The sequence below is a fragment of the Streptomyces olivochromogenes genome, from assembly GCF_001514115.1.
GTDB classification, from domain to species: Bacteria; Actinomycetota; Actinomycetes; order Streptomycetales; family Streptomycetaceae; genus Streptomyces; species Streptomyces olivochromogenes.
This window is the reverse complement of sequence record NZ_KQ948456.1, coordinates 114,785-128,545: the sequence shown is the minus strand read 5'-3', so window position 1 is coordinate 128,545 and position 13,761 is coordinate 114,785. Positions and strand designations below refer to the sequence as shown.

Here is a 13,761-nt window from a genome sequence, read left to right as displayed (position 1 = left end):
CCCAGGGATGGGACGGGTAGGGGCGGCGGGGGCGAGGAAACGGACCTCCCCGCACCCCTACCCACCCCCACCCGCTAGTCGACCTCGGCCACCGCCTGGGCGAACTGGGCCTTGTAGAGGCGCGCGTACGCCCCGTTCGCCGCCAACAGCTCCGCGTGCGCGCCCTGCTCGACGATCGAACCGTTCTCCATCACGAGGATGGTGTCCGCGTCCCGGATCGTGGAGAGCCGGTGGGCGATCACGAACGACGTCCGCCCGTGCGCGAGCTTCGCCATCGCCTTCTGGATCAGCACCTCCGTACGGGTGTCGACGGAACTGGTCGCCTCGTCGAGGACGAGGATCACCGGGTCGGACAGGAACGCCCGCGCGATGGTGATCAGCTGCTTCTCGCCCGCGCTGACCCCCGTCCCCTCGTCGTCGATGACGGTGTCGTAGCCATCCGGGAGCGTACGGATGAAACGGTCCGCGTGCGCGGCCCGCGCCGCCTCCTCGATCTCCCCGCGTGTGACCTCACGCGAGGCCCCGTACGCGATGTTCTCCGCGATCGTGCCGCCGAACAGCCAGGTGTCCTGGAGCACCATCCCGATCCCGGCCCGGAGTTCGTCCCGGGACATGGACGCGATGTCGACCCCGTCGAGGGTGATCCGGCCACCGGTGACGTCGTAGAACCGCATCAGGAGGTTCACCAGCGTGGTCTTGCCGGCGCCGGTCGGACCGACGATCGCCACCGTGTGGCCCGGCTCCACCTTCAGCGACAGGTCCTCGATGAGCGGCTTCTCGGGGTCGTAGCGGAAGGACACGTTCTCCAGCGCCACCCGCCCGCGCAGCTCGTCGGGGCGCGCCGCCGGCACCGGGTCGGCCTCCTGCTCCTCCGCGTCGAGGAGTTCGAAGATGCGCTCCGCAGACGCGACACCGGACTGTACGAGGTTCGCCATCGAGGCGACCTGCGTCAGCGGCATCGAGAACTGGCGGGAGTACTGGATGAAGGCCTGGACGTCGCCGATCGACAGCGAGCCGGACGCGACGCGCAGACCGCCGACCACCGCCACCAGCACGTAGTTCAGGTTCGACACGAACATCATCAGCGGCTGCATGACCCCGCTGTTGAACTGCGCCTTGAACCCGGCCTCGTACAACTTCTCGTTCTGCTCGGCGAACTGCGCCGCCGACTCCTCCTGCCGCCCGAACACCTTCACCAGCGTGTGCCCGGTGTACATCTCCTCGATGTGGGCGTTGAGCTTGCCGGTGGTGCGCCACTGCTGCACGAAGTGCGGCTGCGAGCGCTTGCCGATGCGCGTGGCGACGAAGAAGGAGAGCGGGACCGTGACGAGCGCGACCAGCGCGAGCAGCCACGACACCCAGAACATCATCGCGAGCACGCCGACGATGGTCAGCAGGGAGTTGACCAGCTGGCCCATCGACTGCTGCAGGGTCTGCTGGATGTTGTCGATGTCGTTCGTGGCGCGGCTGAGCACCTCACCGCGCTGGCGCTTGTCGAAGTACGACAGCGGCAGCCGCGACAGCTTCGCCTGCAGGTCCTCGCGCATGTGGTAGACGGTCTTGTTGACGGCCCGGTTCACCAGGCGCGTCGCCACCGCCATCAGCAGGCCGGCCAGCAGGAACGTACAGAGCGCGAGCAGCAGGATGTTTCCGACGGCATCGAAGTCGATGCCCTTGCCGGGGGTGAAGTCCGTCCCGGCGAGCATGTCGGCCATGCCGCCCTCACCACGCCTGCGCATGGAGGCGAGGACCTCGGCCTTGGTGGCGCCGGCCGGCATCTGCCGCCCGATGATGCCCGCGAAGACCAGGTCGGTGGCCTTGCCGAGGATCTTCGGCCCGACCACCGAGAGCCCCACGCTCAGGACGACGGCGACCAGCATCCCGTACATGGTGACGCGCTCGGGTTTGAACTGGGCCAGGAGCCTCTTCCCGGACACCTTGAAATCCATCGAGCGCTGATCGGGGCCGCCCCCGGCCATCATGCGTCCCATGGGCCCGGCCATCAGGCGGCCTCCGCTTCCGTCAGCTGGGAGAGAACGATCTCCCGATAGGTCTCGTTGTCGGCCATGAGTTCGTGGTGCCGCCCCGTGCCCACCACCCGGCCCTCGTCGAGGACCACGATCCGGTCGGCGTCCCGAATGGTCGACACCCGCTGGGCGACGATCACCACGGTCGCCTCGGCGGTCTCCTGGGAGAGCGCCGCGCGCAGCGCCGCGTCCGTCGCGTAGTCGAGCGCGGAGAAGGAGTCGTCGAAGAGGTAGATCTCGGGGCGCTGGACGAGGGTGCGGGCGATGGCGAGGCGCTGGCGCTGACCGCCGGAGACGTTGGTGCCGCCCTGGGCGATCGGCGAGTCCAGGCCGTTCTCCAGCCGCTCCACGAAGCCCTTGGCCTGCGCCACCTCCAGCGCGTGCCACAGCTCCTCGTCGGTCGCGTCCGGATTGCCGTACCGGAGGTTGGTGGCGACCGTCCCCGCGAACAGGTACGGCTTCTGGGGGACGAGCCCGACCGTCCTGGCGAGCAGCGTCGGCTCGACGGTCGACACGTCGACCCCGTCGACGAGGACTTCTCCGTCGGTGGCGTCGAAGAGCCGGGGCACGAGCCCGAGCAGCGTCGACTTGCCGCTGCCCGTCGACCCGATCACGGCGGTCGTCTCACCCGGCCGGGCCACCAGTTCGATGGACTTCAGGACGGGCTCCTCGGCGCCCGGGTAGCGGAACCCGGCGCCGCGGATCTCCAGGTGGCCGTGGCGCCGCAGCTCCACGACGGGCGCGCTCGGCGGCACGACACTCGACGAGGTGTCCAGGACCTCTTCGATGCGCTCGGCACAGACCTCCGCGCGCGGCACCATCATGAACATGAAGGTGGCCATCATCACGGACATCACGATCTGCATGAGGTAGGCGAGGAACGCGGTCAGGTCGCCGATCTGCATGCCCCCGCTGGCGATGCGGTGGGCGCCGAACCAGACCACGGCGATCGAGGAGAGGTTCACGACGGTCATGACCATCGGGAACATCAGGGCGAGCATCCGGCCGGTGCCGAGGGACACCTCGGTCAGCTGGGCGTTGGCGGACTCGAAGCGGTCCTTCTCGTAGTCGTCGCGGACGAAGGCGCGGATGACGCGGTTGCCGGTGATCTGCTCGCGCAGCACCCGGTTCACGGTGTCCAGGCGCACCTGCATGGTCCTGAACAGCGGGCGCAGCCGGCGCACGATCAGGGTCACTCCGATGCCGAGCACCGGCACCACGGCGACCAGGACCGCGGACAGCGGCACGTCCAGGCCGAGGGCCAGCACGATGCCGCCCACACACATGATCGGCGCCGACACCAGCAGGGTGAACGTCATCAGGGTGAGCATCTGCACCTGCTGGACGTCATTGGTGGTGCGGGTGATCAGGGAGGGCGCCCCGAAGTGGCCCACCTCGCGTGCGGAGAAGGACTGCACCCGATCGAAGACGGCGGCCCGGATGTCCCGGCCGACGGAGGACGCCGTACGGGCGCCGTAGTAGACGGCACCGATGTTGCAGACGACCTGGACCAGTGAGATCCCGATCATCAGGGCACCGATGGACAGGATGTAACCCGTGTCTCCCTTGACGACACCGTTGTCAATGATGTGTGCGTTCAGGGTCGGCAGATACAGGGTCGCGCACGTCTGCAGGAACTGCAGCAGCACGAGGAGAGCGATGGGTTTCTTGTACGGACTGAGGTAGGTCCGAAGCAGTCGTATGAGCACGCGGCTTCTCTCGGAGTCGTCGACGGCAGTGCGGTCGGTGGTGCACCACCCCCTATCGTCGAACACTCCACCCGCGTTACCTCAACCGATTAATCCAAGAGCGGACCAAGAGCGGACCGGAACCGGACCTTGAGACGTACGTCATAGGGCCCATGTCGGCCTCTACGCCCACCGGAACACTCCTTCGCGCCCCTTACGGCCCCTATGCCCGGAACGCCCCCGGATGCGTCTGTTCCCGTACGGACACGTACTGCTGCCGTACGGCCTGACCCACGGCCAGTTCCTCACCGGGCTCCAGAATCTGGGCGACCGCACCCTGCCAGACGGGTGGCAGCTGGGGGTCGAGCGTGCCCTGCGAGGCACCGAGGGCCCAGGCCGCCTGACGGGCCGCGCCCAGCGCCGCGTAGTCCGCAGGCTGGGGGACGACGACCTGCGCGCCGAACAGCGCGGGCGCCACGGCCTGCACGGCCGGCAGCTCGGCGGCCGCCCCGAGCAGGAACACCCGCCGTACGTCCACGCCGCGCCCGCGCAGCACGTCGAGCGCGTCCGCGAGCCCGCACAGCATGCCCTCGAAGGCGGCCCGCGCCAGGTGTTCGGGCCGCATCGACTCGCGCCGAAGTCCCGCGAGCGTCCCGGCGGTGTGCGGCAGGTTCGGGGTCCGCTCGCCCTCCAGGTACGGCAGCAGGACCAGTCCGTGGGAGCCCGGTGTGGACTTCATCGCCAGATCGGAAAGGCTCTCCAGGTCGGGCAGGCCGAGCAGTTCGACGGCGCCGCGCAGGGTCCGTACGGCGTTGAGGGTGGTCACCACGGGCAGATGCATGCCGGTCGCGTCGGCCAGTGAGGTGATCATGCCGGTCGAGTCGACCAGCGCCTCGGGGTGTACGGCCATCACGGACCCGGAGGCGCCGAGGGACACGACCGCGTCCCCGAGCCCGATACCGAGCCCGAAGGCCGCCGCCATGGTCTCTCCGGTGCCCGCGGAGATCAGCAGCCCCTCGGGTGTAGTCCCCGCCGCCTCGGACGGGCCCAGCACCTCGGGCAGTGTGGCCTGGTGGCCGAGCGCGAGCTCGACGAGATCCGGCCGATAGCCGCCGGTCGCCGCCGACCAGTAGCCGGTCCCGGAGGCCCCGCCCCGGTCGGTGGTTCGCCGCATCGGCCGCCCGAGCAACTGCCACACCAGCCAGTCGTGCGCCTGCAGCAGCACGGCGGTGCGCAGCGCGGCGTCGGGCTCGGTCTTGTTCAGCCAGCGCAGCTTGGTCACCGGTTGGGCGGCCTGCGGTACGTGGCCCACGGCCTGCGCCCATGCCTCGCGCCCGCCGAGCGCGTCGACGAGATCGGCGGCGGCGACCTGTGCGCGCTTGTCGCCGCCGACCATGGCCGGCCGCACCGTGTTGCCCTGCGTGTCCAGCGGAACGAGCGCGTTCTGCTGTGCGGAGACGCCGATGGCCTGCACGCCTTCGAGGAGCCCGCCGCCGGCCGCCTCGCCCAGGGACAGCAGCCAGGCCTGCGGATCGACATCGGAAGGACGGCCGCCGCCCTCGGTGGTTTCCACCGGATGCGGGGCATATCCCTGCCTGAGCACGGCTCCCGTGTCCGTGTCGCAGACGACGATACGAGTGAAATCGGGCGAACTGTCCAACCCGGCGACTATCCCCATGGCGGAAATTCTGCCGTACGGCGGGGGATGGGCGCGCCGGGCCGGGCGGTAGTGACCGGCTCACGGGGTGTCCGCCGGGCCGGGGCGCAGGTCGGACGGGGTGGCGCGATCGCCGACCCCGTCAGGGATCCCGCGCCCCCGCCTGCCGGGAGTCGCTCGGCTTTCGGCCGGTGGGGGCCGATCGGGTGGTTCCCCGCGCCTCTCACGGGGTCCCTACGTGTTGCTGGTGCCCCAGTCGTCCTCGCGGGTGCCGTTGGTGTTGCGTTCGCGCAGCGAGCGGACGCGGGCGGTGACCGAGTCGGGGACGTGGTCGCCCACCTTCTCGCCGACCGTGTGGAACGCCTTGCCCGCGATCTCGCGCCCCTGCTGGGCGGCGGTCTCGGCGGTGTTGCGCACCGCGGGGTTCTGCGCGACCTGGCGCGCGGACTTCTTCAGCTGTTCGTAGCGCTCGCGCCCGGCGCGCGTGCCGAGCACGTAACCCAGAGCCAGTCCGGCGACGAACGTGAGCCGGTAGCGCATGACGGCCACCCTTCCCTTGCGTCGGCATCGGTGCGGGGGGAACCGATTGGCGGAGCACCCCCCTGCTTGCGCTAATGTATGTGTCGCAGCGAGCGCACGCCCCCTGGCGAATACCCAGGTAGGTACGATCGATGCAACGAGGCATTCCCCTGTAGCTCAATTGGCAGAGCAGCCGGCTGTTAACCGGCAGGTTACTGGTTCGAGTCCAGTCGGGGGAGCTTCGATCTTCCGTAGCTCAATTGGCAGAGCAGCCGGCTGTTAACCGGCAGGTTACTGGTTCGAGTCCAGTCGGGAGAGCAACGGAAGAGGACCCCTCAGGGGTCCTTTTTCATGTCCGGCGGAACCGCGCAGGCCACGCCGAAGTCCTCATGGTCATGCGTTGCCGACCATCCGAAGCAGGAGATCGTATGAGCGGCTATGCTGCGGCAGACGGCGCGCACAAATGTGCGCGACGCGCCGTAAGGGGCGGTAGCTCAGCCGGTTAGAGCAGCGGACTCATAATCCGTCGGCCGTGGGTTCGAGTCCCACCCGCCCCACTCCGCGCTACGCGTGAAGAAACGATGCCGCCTGCGCACTCGTGGTTTGCCAGCAACAAGGTTGCGGCCCCCGGAGCTGATCCGGGGGCCGCAGTCGTGCGTTTCGCGTTCTTTGCACTCGTCCGGGGGAACGACCGGGGAATCACCGTTCCCTGGTGTGACGTCAGTTCGAGCCAGGAGCGGCCCCATCGGCCTCACCGGGTCCGCCGGTGACGGGCGGCCCGGGGGGTCGGGTCAGGGCTGGACGGGCTTTCCGCGGCCCCAGGCCCAGGCGAGGCGGTCGGCGCCGGACTGGTTGGTGGTGGCGAGCCAGGGGCGGTTGGGGTCGCCGGTCAGGGTCTGCAGGGAGTACGTGTCGTCGGTGCGCAGGCCGGGCCAGTAGACGGAGCCCATCTTCAGCTGGCGGAAGGTGTCGGTGACGGCCTGGACGTAGTTGACGTAGTTGTTGGAGGCGTCCGGCTTGTTGTAGTCGAGGCCGGTGGTCATCGGGGCGCCGAACTCGTCGGCGACGGTACGGCCCGCGCAGTCACCGATGCGCTCCTTGAGGTCGGACACCCACTGGTCGTAGGTGGCGTAGTCCTTCCAGAACCCGTAGTGGTGCAGGGAGAGATAGGTGCCCTTCAGGCGCGGGTCCGCGCAGACGGAGGTGACGTGGTCGTTGTAGCCGGCGCCGCTGACGAACACCCGGTCGCGCGGGACGGAGGGGTAGGTGGCCAGCCACTTCGCGGCGATGTCGGCCCACTCGGTGTCGGTGTAGCCGTGGGGCTCGTTCATCGGCTCGAAGTAGACCTGCTTGTCGTTCTTGTAGGTCTTGACCACGGTGTTCCACATGGGCCAGAAGGTGGCGGGGTCGTCGATGAAGCCGTCCTTGCGGGCGCCCGTGCCCTCCCAGTAGGAGACGATGACCTTGAAGCCCTTGTCCGACGCGGCGTCGATGACCCCGCGGTAGGACTTCCAGTACGAGCCGCCCGCCGTGTACGGGTTGATGGGCAGTCGGACGGTGTTGGCGCCGAGGTTCGCGCGGAACGCCGAGATGATCCGGCTCGCCTTGGCGTAGGTCCGGGCGTAGCTGTCGGAGGTCGACAGGCCGGACAGGACGACCGGGTCGTCGGCGAAGTTGTCACGCGGGTCGGCCCAGTTCACGCCCTTGAACTGGGTCGTGTCCTTGCTGGGCGCGGCGTGGGCGGGGCCGGCGACGGCCGTGCCGCTGGTCGCGGCGACGGCTGTGCCGCTGGTGCCGGCGATCAGGAGCGCCACGAAGGCGGCGCGCAGGCGGGGCGTGAGGCGGGTTCTGGCGGGGGTAGTGCGCATCGACTTGCCCTTTCAGGTGACTGCGGCTCAGCGCCCGGCGGAGCCTGCGCGGGGCTGGGCGGCCGTCGGAAGGTTCGCCGGGCCGGACGGGACGCGGGTGCGTCGGCTCGCCGTCGTGGGCCCGGTGACGACCGGTGCTGTATCGGTGGTGCGGTGGTGCTTCACCGGTGGCGATTCACCGGTGGCGCTTCGCCGGTGTGGGGGAAGGGTGTGGGGGGCGTGCGGGGCGGTCCTGTCGCCCGCGCGGGTGGGCCTCGGCGTGCTCAAGGCAGGTGCGAGGCACGGTTCTTGCGCCGTCTCGACCTCGACGGCCTACAGGTGCCGTGCACCCTCGCCCGTGGCGCTGAGCCCATCCGTCCGCTCCTCCCTGATCCACCGACCGGAACGCTGTGTTTACGTAAACATCGGCCGGCGCGGCGAGGCCTGAACTCATGGCCGGGGCTGGGTCGGTGGCGATGTTTACGTAAACATGGCGGCGCCGGAATCGTGGCACCCGGGACAGTGATCGTCAAGGTTTCCCGCACGTAACGTCGTTGGGCTCCTGGGGTGGATTCCCGGCGCAGGGGCGAGAGCGGTGAGCGGTGGTGAAGTGACGGAACTGGACGTCAGTCCTGGTCGTCGGGTGTGTGGAGGTGGGCGAGGACCTTCTCCAGGGGGAGGTCGAAGCGGTCCTTGTCGGCGGTCCAGTGGCGCAGCACCGTGGCGCCGGCCTCGGCCAGGTCGGGCGGGAGGCCGGTGGAGCGGAGGGTGGCGGCGATCTCCTCCATCTCGGGGGCCCAACGCCAGGCGCGGGCCGCGACGCTGGGCAGGTAGTCCACTTCGGCGAGAATCCCGGAGGTGATCGACTCGGCCTCCAGGGTCAGTTCGGCACCCACTCCGTGACGCGTGGCGAGCGCGTGCGAGACGGCGGCCAGGACGCGGGCGGCCTTCTGGAAGGAGGCGAAGGCCATTTTCAGCGCCGACGCGGCACCGACTCCGGCGTCGAGCGGTCTGGCGAGTACGGCGGTGCCCTCGAACACCGCGGCCACCCGGCCGACAGCCTTCTGATCGCCGCTCAGGTAGAGCCGCGGGGAGCTGTCCGCTCCGGGGGGAGCGCCGATGATCGAGCCGTCGACCATGACGACGCCGCGTTCACGGCAGGCTGCGTCGATACGGAGGGCCCGATCGGGGCTGATGGCGTTCGCCTCCACGTAGACACCGGTGAAGGCGTGCTCGAGGACCTCGCGTGCGACGTCCTCTGCCGCGTGCGGTGGGCAGATCGACAGGACCAGGTCGCTGACGGCCAAGGCGGACCCGAGTGACCCGGCCGCCTCCAGGCCGGCCTTCCGGGCCCGCTCGACGCTGGCGGAACCACGGCCGGTGGGGACGTGGAGCACCCGGGCCCCGGCGCGGTGTGCCTGGGCGCCGACCTCCGCGCCCATCGCGCCGGGGTGCAGGAGTGTCACGGTCGTCATGAGCGGGTCCTCGTGGAGTCGGGGGAGGTGGATGACGGGGGAGGCGGAGGAGGGAGAGGCAGGTGACGAGGGAGATGGATGACGCGGCGGTGGATGACGGGGAGAGCCCTACGTTACGAGGAAGATCCACCGACGCGGGGCGTCGCGGCGCGACCCCGCTCCGTGACCCCCGGCCCCTCCTGACCCGTCATTCAGCTGGCGGCGCGGTGCATATCTGCACACGTAACCCTCCCGTGGCCCAAGCATCATTCACACGTTCCCTTTTGGGGGGCCGGTGTTCGCTGTGATTTATCTGTGGGACGTTTACGCTTTACCGTCCTTTGGGCGTTGGATCCCCACTGCGCAGCCGGTCGTCATCAGGGTGTGCGCACCTTCTGTCCCCCCGCGTACGCAGCACTTCTCCTATACCTGCGAGGGTCAAAGAGCCATGCGAGCGTTCCTCACCACCAAGACCGCCAGGCGCGCCCTGCGTCCGATCGCCGACCTCATCGATCAGCGCATCGAACGCCAGATCCGCCGCGCCATCGGGGACGGATCCGAAGGCGGACTCCAGCGCGAGCTGGCGACACTGCGCAACCGTCAGCGCCCCCTCGAGTTGCTGATCGACGGGACGGGGCGCGGCGTGTCGCGCATGCCGGCCCAGATCCACCTCGACCGCGCCATCGAGGAGTTGGCGCAGGTGAGCGGAGACAGGAGCGGGGCGGAGCGAAACATCTCCCAGGCGTTCCGGCTGCTCATCGCCCTGGAGGCGCTCGGCGTCGGCCGGATCGCCGGCGGCACCATGAACATCTGCGGCAAGCTCTCCGCCGTCCCGCTGCTCGACCCGCCGAACGACGAGATCCTCGAGATCGGCACCCTGTACGGGATGTTCGGCGCGGCCCTGATCCGGATGATGGAGCGCGCGGGACGCGATCCGCGTCTGACGATCGTCGACCCGCTCGCGGGCCTGCAGTTGCAGCCCGGCACCACCGAGGGGGCCGACCCGACGGGCACCCCCGTGCGCGGCGCCGCGGTGCGCGCCAATCTGGCCCTGGTCGGCGCGGCCGGTGCCGCGGCCCGCGTCCAGCAGGGCTTCTCCGAGGACCCCGAGGTGCGCGCCCTGGTCTCCGACCGTTCCTACGGGGTGATCATCGTCGACGGTGACCACTCCGCCTCCGGTGTCGCCGCGGACCTGGAGTGGGCCGAGCAGATCGTCGCGCCCGGCGGAATCGTCGTACTCGACGACTTCGGGCACCCGAAGTGGCCCGGTATCAAGGAGGCCTTCGACAAGCACATGGCGACGGACACCCGGCTGACGTTCCTCGGGCAGGTGGCGAACTCGGGGTATCTGCGCGCGAGCGCGTAGAGAGGCGTTGCAGGGGGTCTGCCCATCGGCCCCGACTCGTGATAGAAGCGGCGGAAGGGGATTGTCGGATACTGAGAATGAGGTTCTGGCATGAAGGCTGTCGTGGTCGGGGCGTCGAGTGGACTGGGCCGGTGCATCGGGGTCGACCTGGGGCGCCGCGGCGACCGGGTCGCCCTGCTGGCACGCCGGCGCGACCGACTGGTCGACGCGGCGAAGGAGGCGGGCCCGGACGCGCTCGCCGTCGCCTGTGACGTGACCGACGAGTCGTCCTGCCGGGCGGCGGTCGAGGAGGCCGCCGCCGGGCTGGGCGGCATCGACGCGCTCGTCTACGCCACCGGCATCGGCCCCCTCGCCCCGGTCGAGAAGCTCGACGCCGACGCCTGGCGCCGCGCCATGGACACCAATGTGATCGGCGCGGCGCTGGTCACGAGCGCAGCGCTCCCGCATCTGACGAAGTCGGGCGGGGTCGCCGCCTATCTGTCCTCCATCGGCGGCTCGCTCACGCCGTCCTGGCCGGGGTTCGCGGCCTACCACGTGAGCAAGGCGGCCCTGGAGAAGCTCGTCGAGGCCTTCCGCGTCGAGCATCCGGGCGTGGGCTTCACCCGGTTCGTGGTCGGGGACTGCGCGGGCGGGGAAGGGGACTCCAGGACCGGGTTCAACGACGGCTGGGACCGGGAGTACGCGGCCCAGGTCTACCCGGTCTGGCGGCAGCGCGGCTATCTGACGGGTTCCCTGCTCGACGTGGAGGAGTTCCTCCGCGTCCTCGACGTCGTGCTGCGCTGCGGCGGCACCATCCCGGAGGTGACCGTGACGCCGCGCCCGCCCGTCCGGGCGTCCCAGGCCTGATCCGAAGGACAGGCCCTAACGGCCCAGCGCCGCGCCCCCGTTGATGTGCAGCAGCTGCCCCGTCAGGTACGCCGCCTCCGGTGACGCCACGTACCGGACGGCGGCGGCGATCTCGGAGGGGTGGCCCGGCTTGCCGGTCAGGGTCTGGCCGACCCGGGAGGCGATGAACTCCGGTGTCGCGCGGGCGCCGAAGAACTCCGTGTCGCCGACGAAACCGGGGGCGACCGCGTTCACGGTGATGCCCTCGGGGCCGACGCGCTGCGCGAGGGCGTAGGTGTATGTGTTGACCCAGGCCTTGGAACCGCCGTACGAGCCGGGCCCGCGCAGCGAGGCGATGGAGGAGAGCTGCACGATACGGCCGCCGGGGCGGCGCATGTGGGGGAGCAGGGCCTCGGTGAGCAGGACCGCGGTCAGTACATTGGCGTCGAAGTTGTCGCGGTAGCTGTCCGCGAGGGAGGCGAGCGTGCCGTCGGGCTCACGGGCCACGTTGCCGCCCGCGTTGGCCACCAGCACGTCCACCGGGGTCTCGTCCGCCGTGATGAACTCCCTTGCCCGGCCCACCTGTTCGGGGTCGGCGAGGTCAGCCGCGCACCAGCTCGCCGTCGACTCGCCGTACTGGCCGTTCAAGGTGTCGGCCGCCTTGTGCAACACGTCCTCGCGGCGGCCGAGGAGCACCACCCGGTCCCCGTCGGCGGCGAACGCCTCCGCCGTCGCCAGGCCGATCCCGGTACCGCCGCCGGACACCACCACACGTCGCTGAGTCATGGCCATCCCGTCCTCGGATGTGAATATTGGTCATGTGGGCGTACGGGCTGCGACGCTACGGAGGCCCTGAGGGGACGTCAAGTGAGTTGCGGACGCGACTCACAGGGGCGACTGCCAGGTGACCGTCGTCCCCGCGCCGCCGTCGTCGAAGACCGTCAGACGGACCCCGGGGCGTCCGTCGGGGAGAGGCGCCGTCACGTCGACCGTGATCTCGACGCGGGAGACACCGGCGCGGCGGGAGGCGGCGGCCAGGGCGCGGCGCAGTGCGGTGAGCAGCCGTCCGGCGACGGGCTCCGCGAGACGGTTCTCCACCGCGCCGGTGAACCGGGCGGACGGCTGGAATCCCAGCACCGCGGCCGCGCCCGCCGCCTCGCGCAGGACCTTGCCGCGGAAGGTGGTGGGGGCGTCGGCCGGCGGCTGCTGGAGCGCGAAGATCGCCGTGCGGACCTCCTGGATGGTGGACTGGAGTTCGTCGACGGCACGGCCGAGCATCGCGTGCACTTCCTTGTCCGTATCGCCCGTTCCGGCGCTCCTGCGCTGGGTGGACTCCAGCATCATGCCGGTCGCGAACAGCCGTTGGACGACGAGGTCGTGCAGGTCGCGGGCGATCCGGTCGCGGTCCTCGTAGACCGCGAGCCGCTCCCTGCTGTGCTGGTCCTCGGCGTGCACCAGCGCCAGCGCGGCCTGTGAGGCGAACTGGGTGGCGAGCAGCCGCTCCACCGCGGTGTACGGACGGCCGCCGCGCCGGCGGGGGAGGGCGAGCGTGCCGAGGAGGCGGCCGCCGGCCTGGAGCGGCAGCATCATGCTCGGCCCGAACCGGTGCCGTACGTGCGTGGTCATCCGGGGGTCGGTCGCCGAGTCCTCGATGAACACCGGCTCCCCGCCGAGGAGTTGTTCGAGGACGGGACTGCCCGGCTCGATCACGGTGCCGACGATGTCACCGGGGTCGTCGAGCGTGGAGGCGGTCACGATCTCCATGCCGCCGTCCCCGGTGGGCTGGAGGATGACACCGGCCGAGGCCTCGGCCAGGCGCCGGGCCCGTTCGGCGACCGTCATCAGCGCGTCGGCGGCGCCCTCGCCGCTGAGCAGCGCGGTGGTGACGGCCGCCGCGCCCTCGATCCAGCGCTCGCGCTGCCGCGCCGTCTCGTACAGGCGGGCGTTGCCGATCGCGATGCCGGCCTGGGTCGCCAGGACCCGTACGAGTTGCTCGTCCTCGTCCGTGAACGGGCCGTCGCGCTTCCCGGCGAGGCGCAGGTCGCCGAAGACCTCGCCGTCGACGTGGATCGGCACGACCAGCTCCGACGGCTCCGGTGGGCCCGGCGACTCCGGTGGTTTTGGGGGTTCCGGGGGTTCCGGCGACTCCGGTGGCGTCGGCGGCTCCGGCGGCTCGGGCCGTTGCGCCGTACGGATCCCCCTGAGGCCGTCCCGTCCCGGATCGGTCATGTCCAGCGCCGCGTACCGGGCCTCCGTGAGCTCGGCGGCGGCGTCCACGATGTGCTGGAGCGTGGCCCGCAGTTCGAGGTCGGTGCCGACGCTGAGGACGGCTTCCAGGAGCGACGGCAGGCGGGGGACCGGATCGTGCATACCGGGGA

The 13,761-nt window shown here is 70.4% G+C and carries 10 protein-coding genes and 3 tRNA genes; 5 read left to right on the top strand and 8 right to left on the bottom strand.

The window, feature by feature from the left end; translation table 11 throughout:
* Positions 1–74 precede the first annotated feature (74 nt).
* The 4 genes from AQJ27_RS18315 to AQJ27_RS18300 all read right to left on the bottom strand — a co-directional run bounded on the left by AQJ27_RS18315 (position 75) and on the right by AQJ27_RS18300 (position 5,912).
* Positions 75–2,003 (bottom strand): ABC transporter ATP-binding protein, encoded by a 1,929-nt coding sequence (locus tag AQJ27_RS18315; protein ID WP_067369691.1) that lies wholly within the window; start codon positions 2,001–2,003, stop codon positions 75–77.
* Positions 2,003–3,736, bottom strand: coding sequence for an ABC transporter ATP-binding protein (locus AQJ27_RS18310; RefSeq protein ID WP_067370553.1), 1,734 nt, complete (start codon positions 3,734–3,736; stop codon positions 2,003–2,005). The genes AQJ27_RS18315 and AQJ27_RS18310 overlap by 1 nt, the downstream gene beginning before the upstream one ends.
* Positions 3,737–3,938: 202 nt before the next feature.
* The gene (locus AQJ27_RS18305; protein WP_079065065.1) at positions 3,939–5,393 is read right to left on the bottom strand and encodes an FGGY family carbohydrate kinase; all 1,455 of its coding nucleotides are present in this window, start codon (positions 5,391–5,393) and stop codon (positions 3,939–3,941) included.
* 213 nt (positions 5,394–5,606) lie between these two features.
* Positions 5,607–5,912: a hypothetical protein gene (locus AQJ27_RS18300; protein WP_054233549.1), complete on the bottom strand. Its 306-nt coding sequence runs from the start codon at positions 5,910–5,912 to the stop codon at positions 5,607–5,609.
* Between the two features lie 145 nt (positions 5,913–6,057).
* Between AQJ27_RS18300 and AQJ27_RS18295 the strand changes: the two genes are divergently transcribed.
* The 3 genes from AQJ27_RS18295 to AQJ27_RS18285 all read left to right on the top strand — a co-directional run bounded on the left by AQJ27_RS18295 (position 6,058) and on the right by AQJ27_RS18285 (position 6,448).
* Positions 6,058–6,130: transfer RNA gene (locus AQJ27_RS18295), tRNA-Asn, on the top strand.
* A gap of 6 nt (positions 6,131–6,136) precedes the next feature.
* Positions 6,137–6,209: transfer RNA gene (locus tag AQJ27_RS18290), tRNA-Asn, on the top strand.
* Positions 6,210–6,374: 165 nt separating this feature from the next.
* Positions 6,375–6,448, top strand: a tRNA-Ile gene (locus tag AQJ27_RS18285).
* Positions 6,449–6,682: 234 nt separating this feature from the next.
* On the opposite strand, the gene AQJ27_RS18280 is transcribed toward AQJ27_RS18285, so the two are convergent.
* Positions 6,683–7,759: a glycoside hydrolase family 5 protein gene (locus AQJ27_RS18280; protein ID WP_067369686.1), complete on the bottom strand. Its 1,077-nt coding sequence runs from the start codon at positions 7,757–7,759 to the stop codon at positions 6,683–6,685.
* Between the two features lie 605 nt (positions 7,760–8,364).
* Positions 8,365–9,213, bottom strand: a complete 849-nt coding sequence (locus tag AQJ27_RS18275; RefSeq protein WP_067369682.1) for an NAD(P)-dependent oxidoreductase — start codon at positions 9,211–9,213, stop codon at positions 8,365–8,367.
* A 427-nt stretch (positions 9,214–9,640) separates the two neighbouring features.
* Here AQJ27_RS18275 and AQJ27_RS18270 point away from each other — a divergent pair, with 427 nt between their 5' ends.
* Positions 9,641–10,558 (top strand): class I SAM-dependent methyltransferase, encoded by a 918-nt coding sequence (locus AQJ27_RS18270; RefSeq protein ID WP_067369679.1) that lies wholly within the window; start codon positions 9,641–9,643, stop codon positions 10,556–10,558.
* A 90-nt stretch (positions 10,559–10,648) separates the two neighbouring features.
* A complete protein-coding gene (locus AQJ27_RS18265; protein WP_067369676.1) occupies positions 10,649–11,404 on the top strand; it encodes an SDR family oxidoreductase in 756 nt (251 codons plus the stop codon).
* A gap of 15 nt (positions 11,405–11,419) precedes the next feature.
* On the opposite strand, the gene AQJ27_RS18260 is transcribed toward AQJ27_RS18265, so the two are convergent.
* Both AQJ27_RS18260 and AQJ27_RS18255 read right to left on the bottom strand, forming a co-directional pair.
* Positions 11,420–12,169 (bottom strand): SDR family NAD(P)-dependent oxidoreductase, encoded by a 750-nt coding sequence (locus AQJ27_RS18260; RefSeq protein ID WP_067370549.1) that lies wholly within the window; start codon positions 12,167–12,169, stop codon positions 11,420–11,422.
* Positions 12,170–12,268: 99 nt separating this feature from the next.
* Positions 12,269–13,753: a GAF domain-containing protein gene (locus AQJ27_RS18255; RefSeq protein ID WP_067369673.1), complete on the bottom strand. Its 1,485-nt coding sequence runs from the start codon at positions 13,751–13,753 to the stop codon at positions 12,269–12,271.
* Positions 13,754–13,761 lie beyond the last annotated feature (8 nt).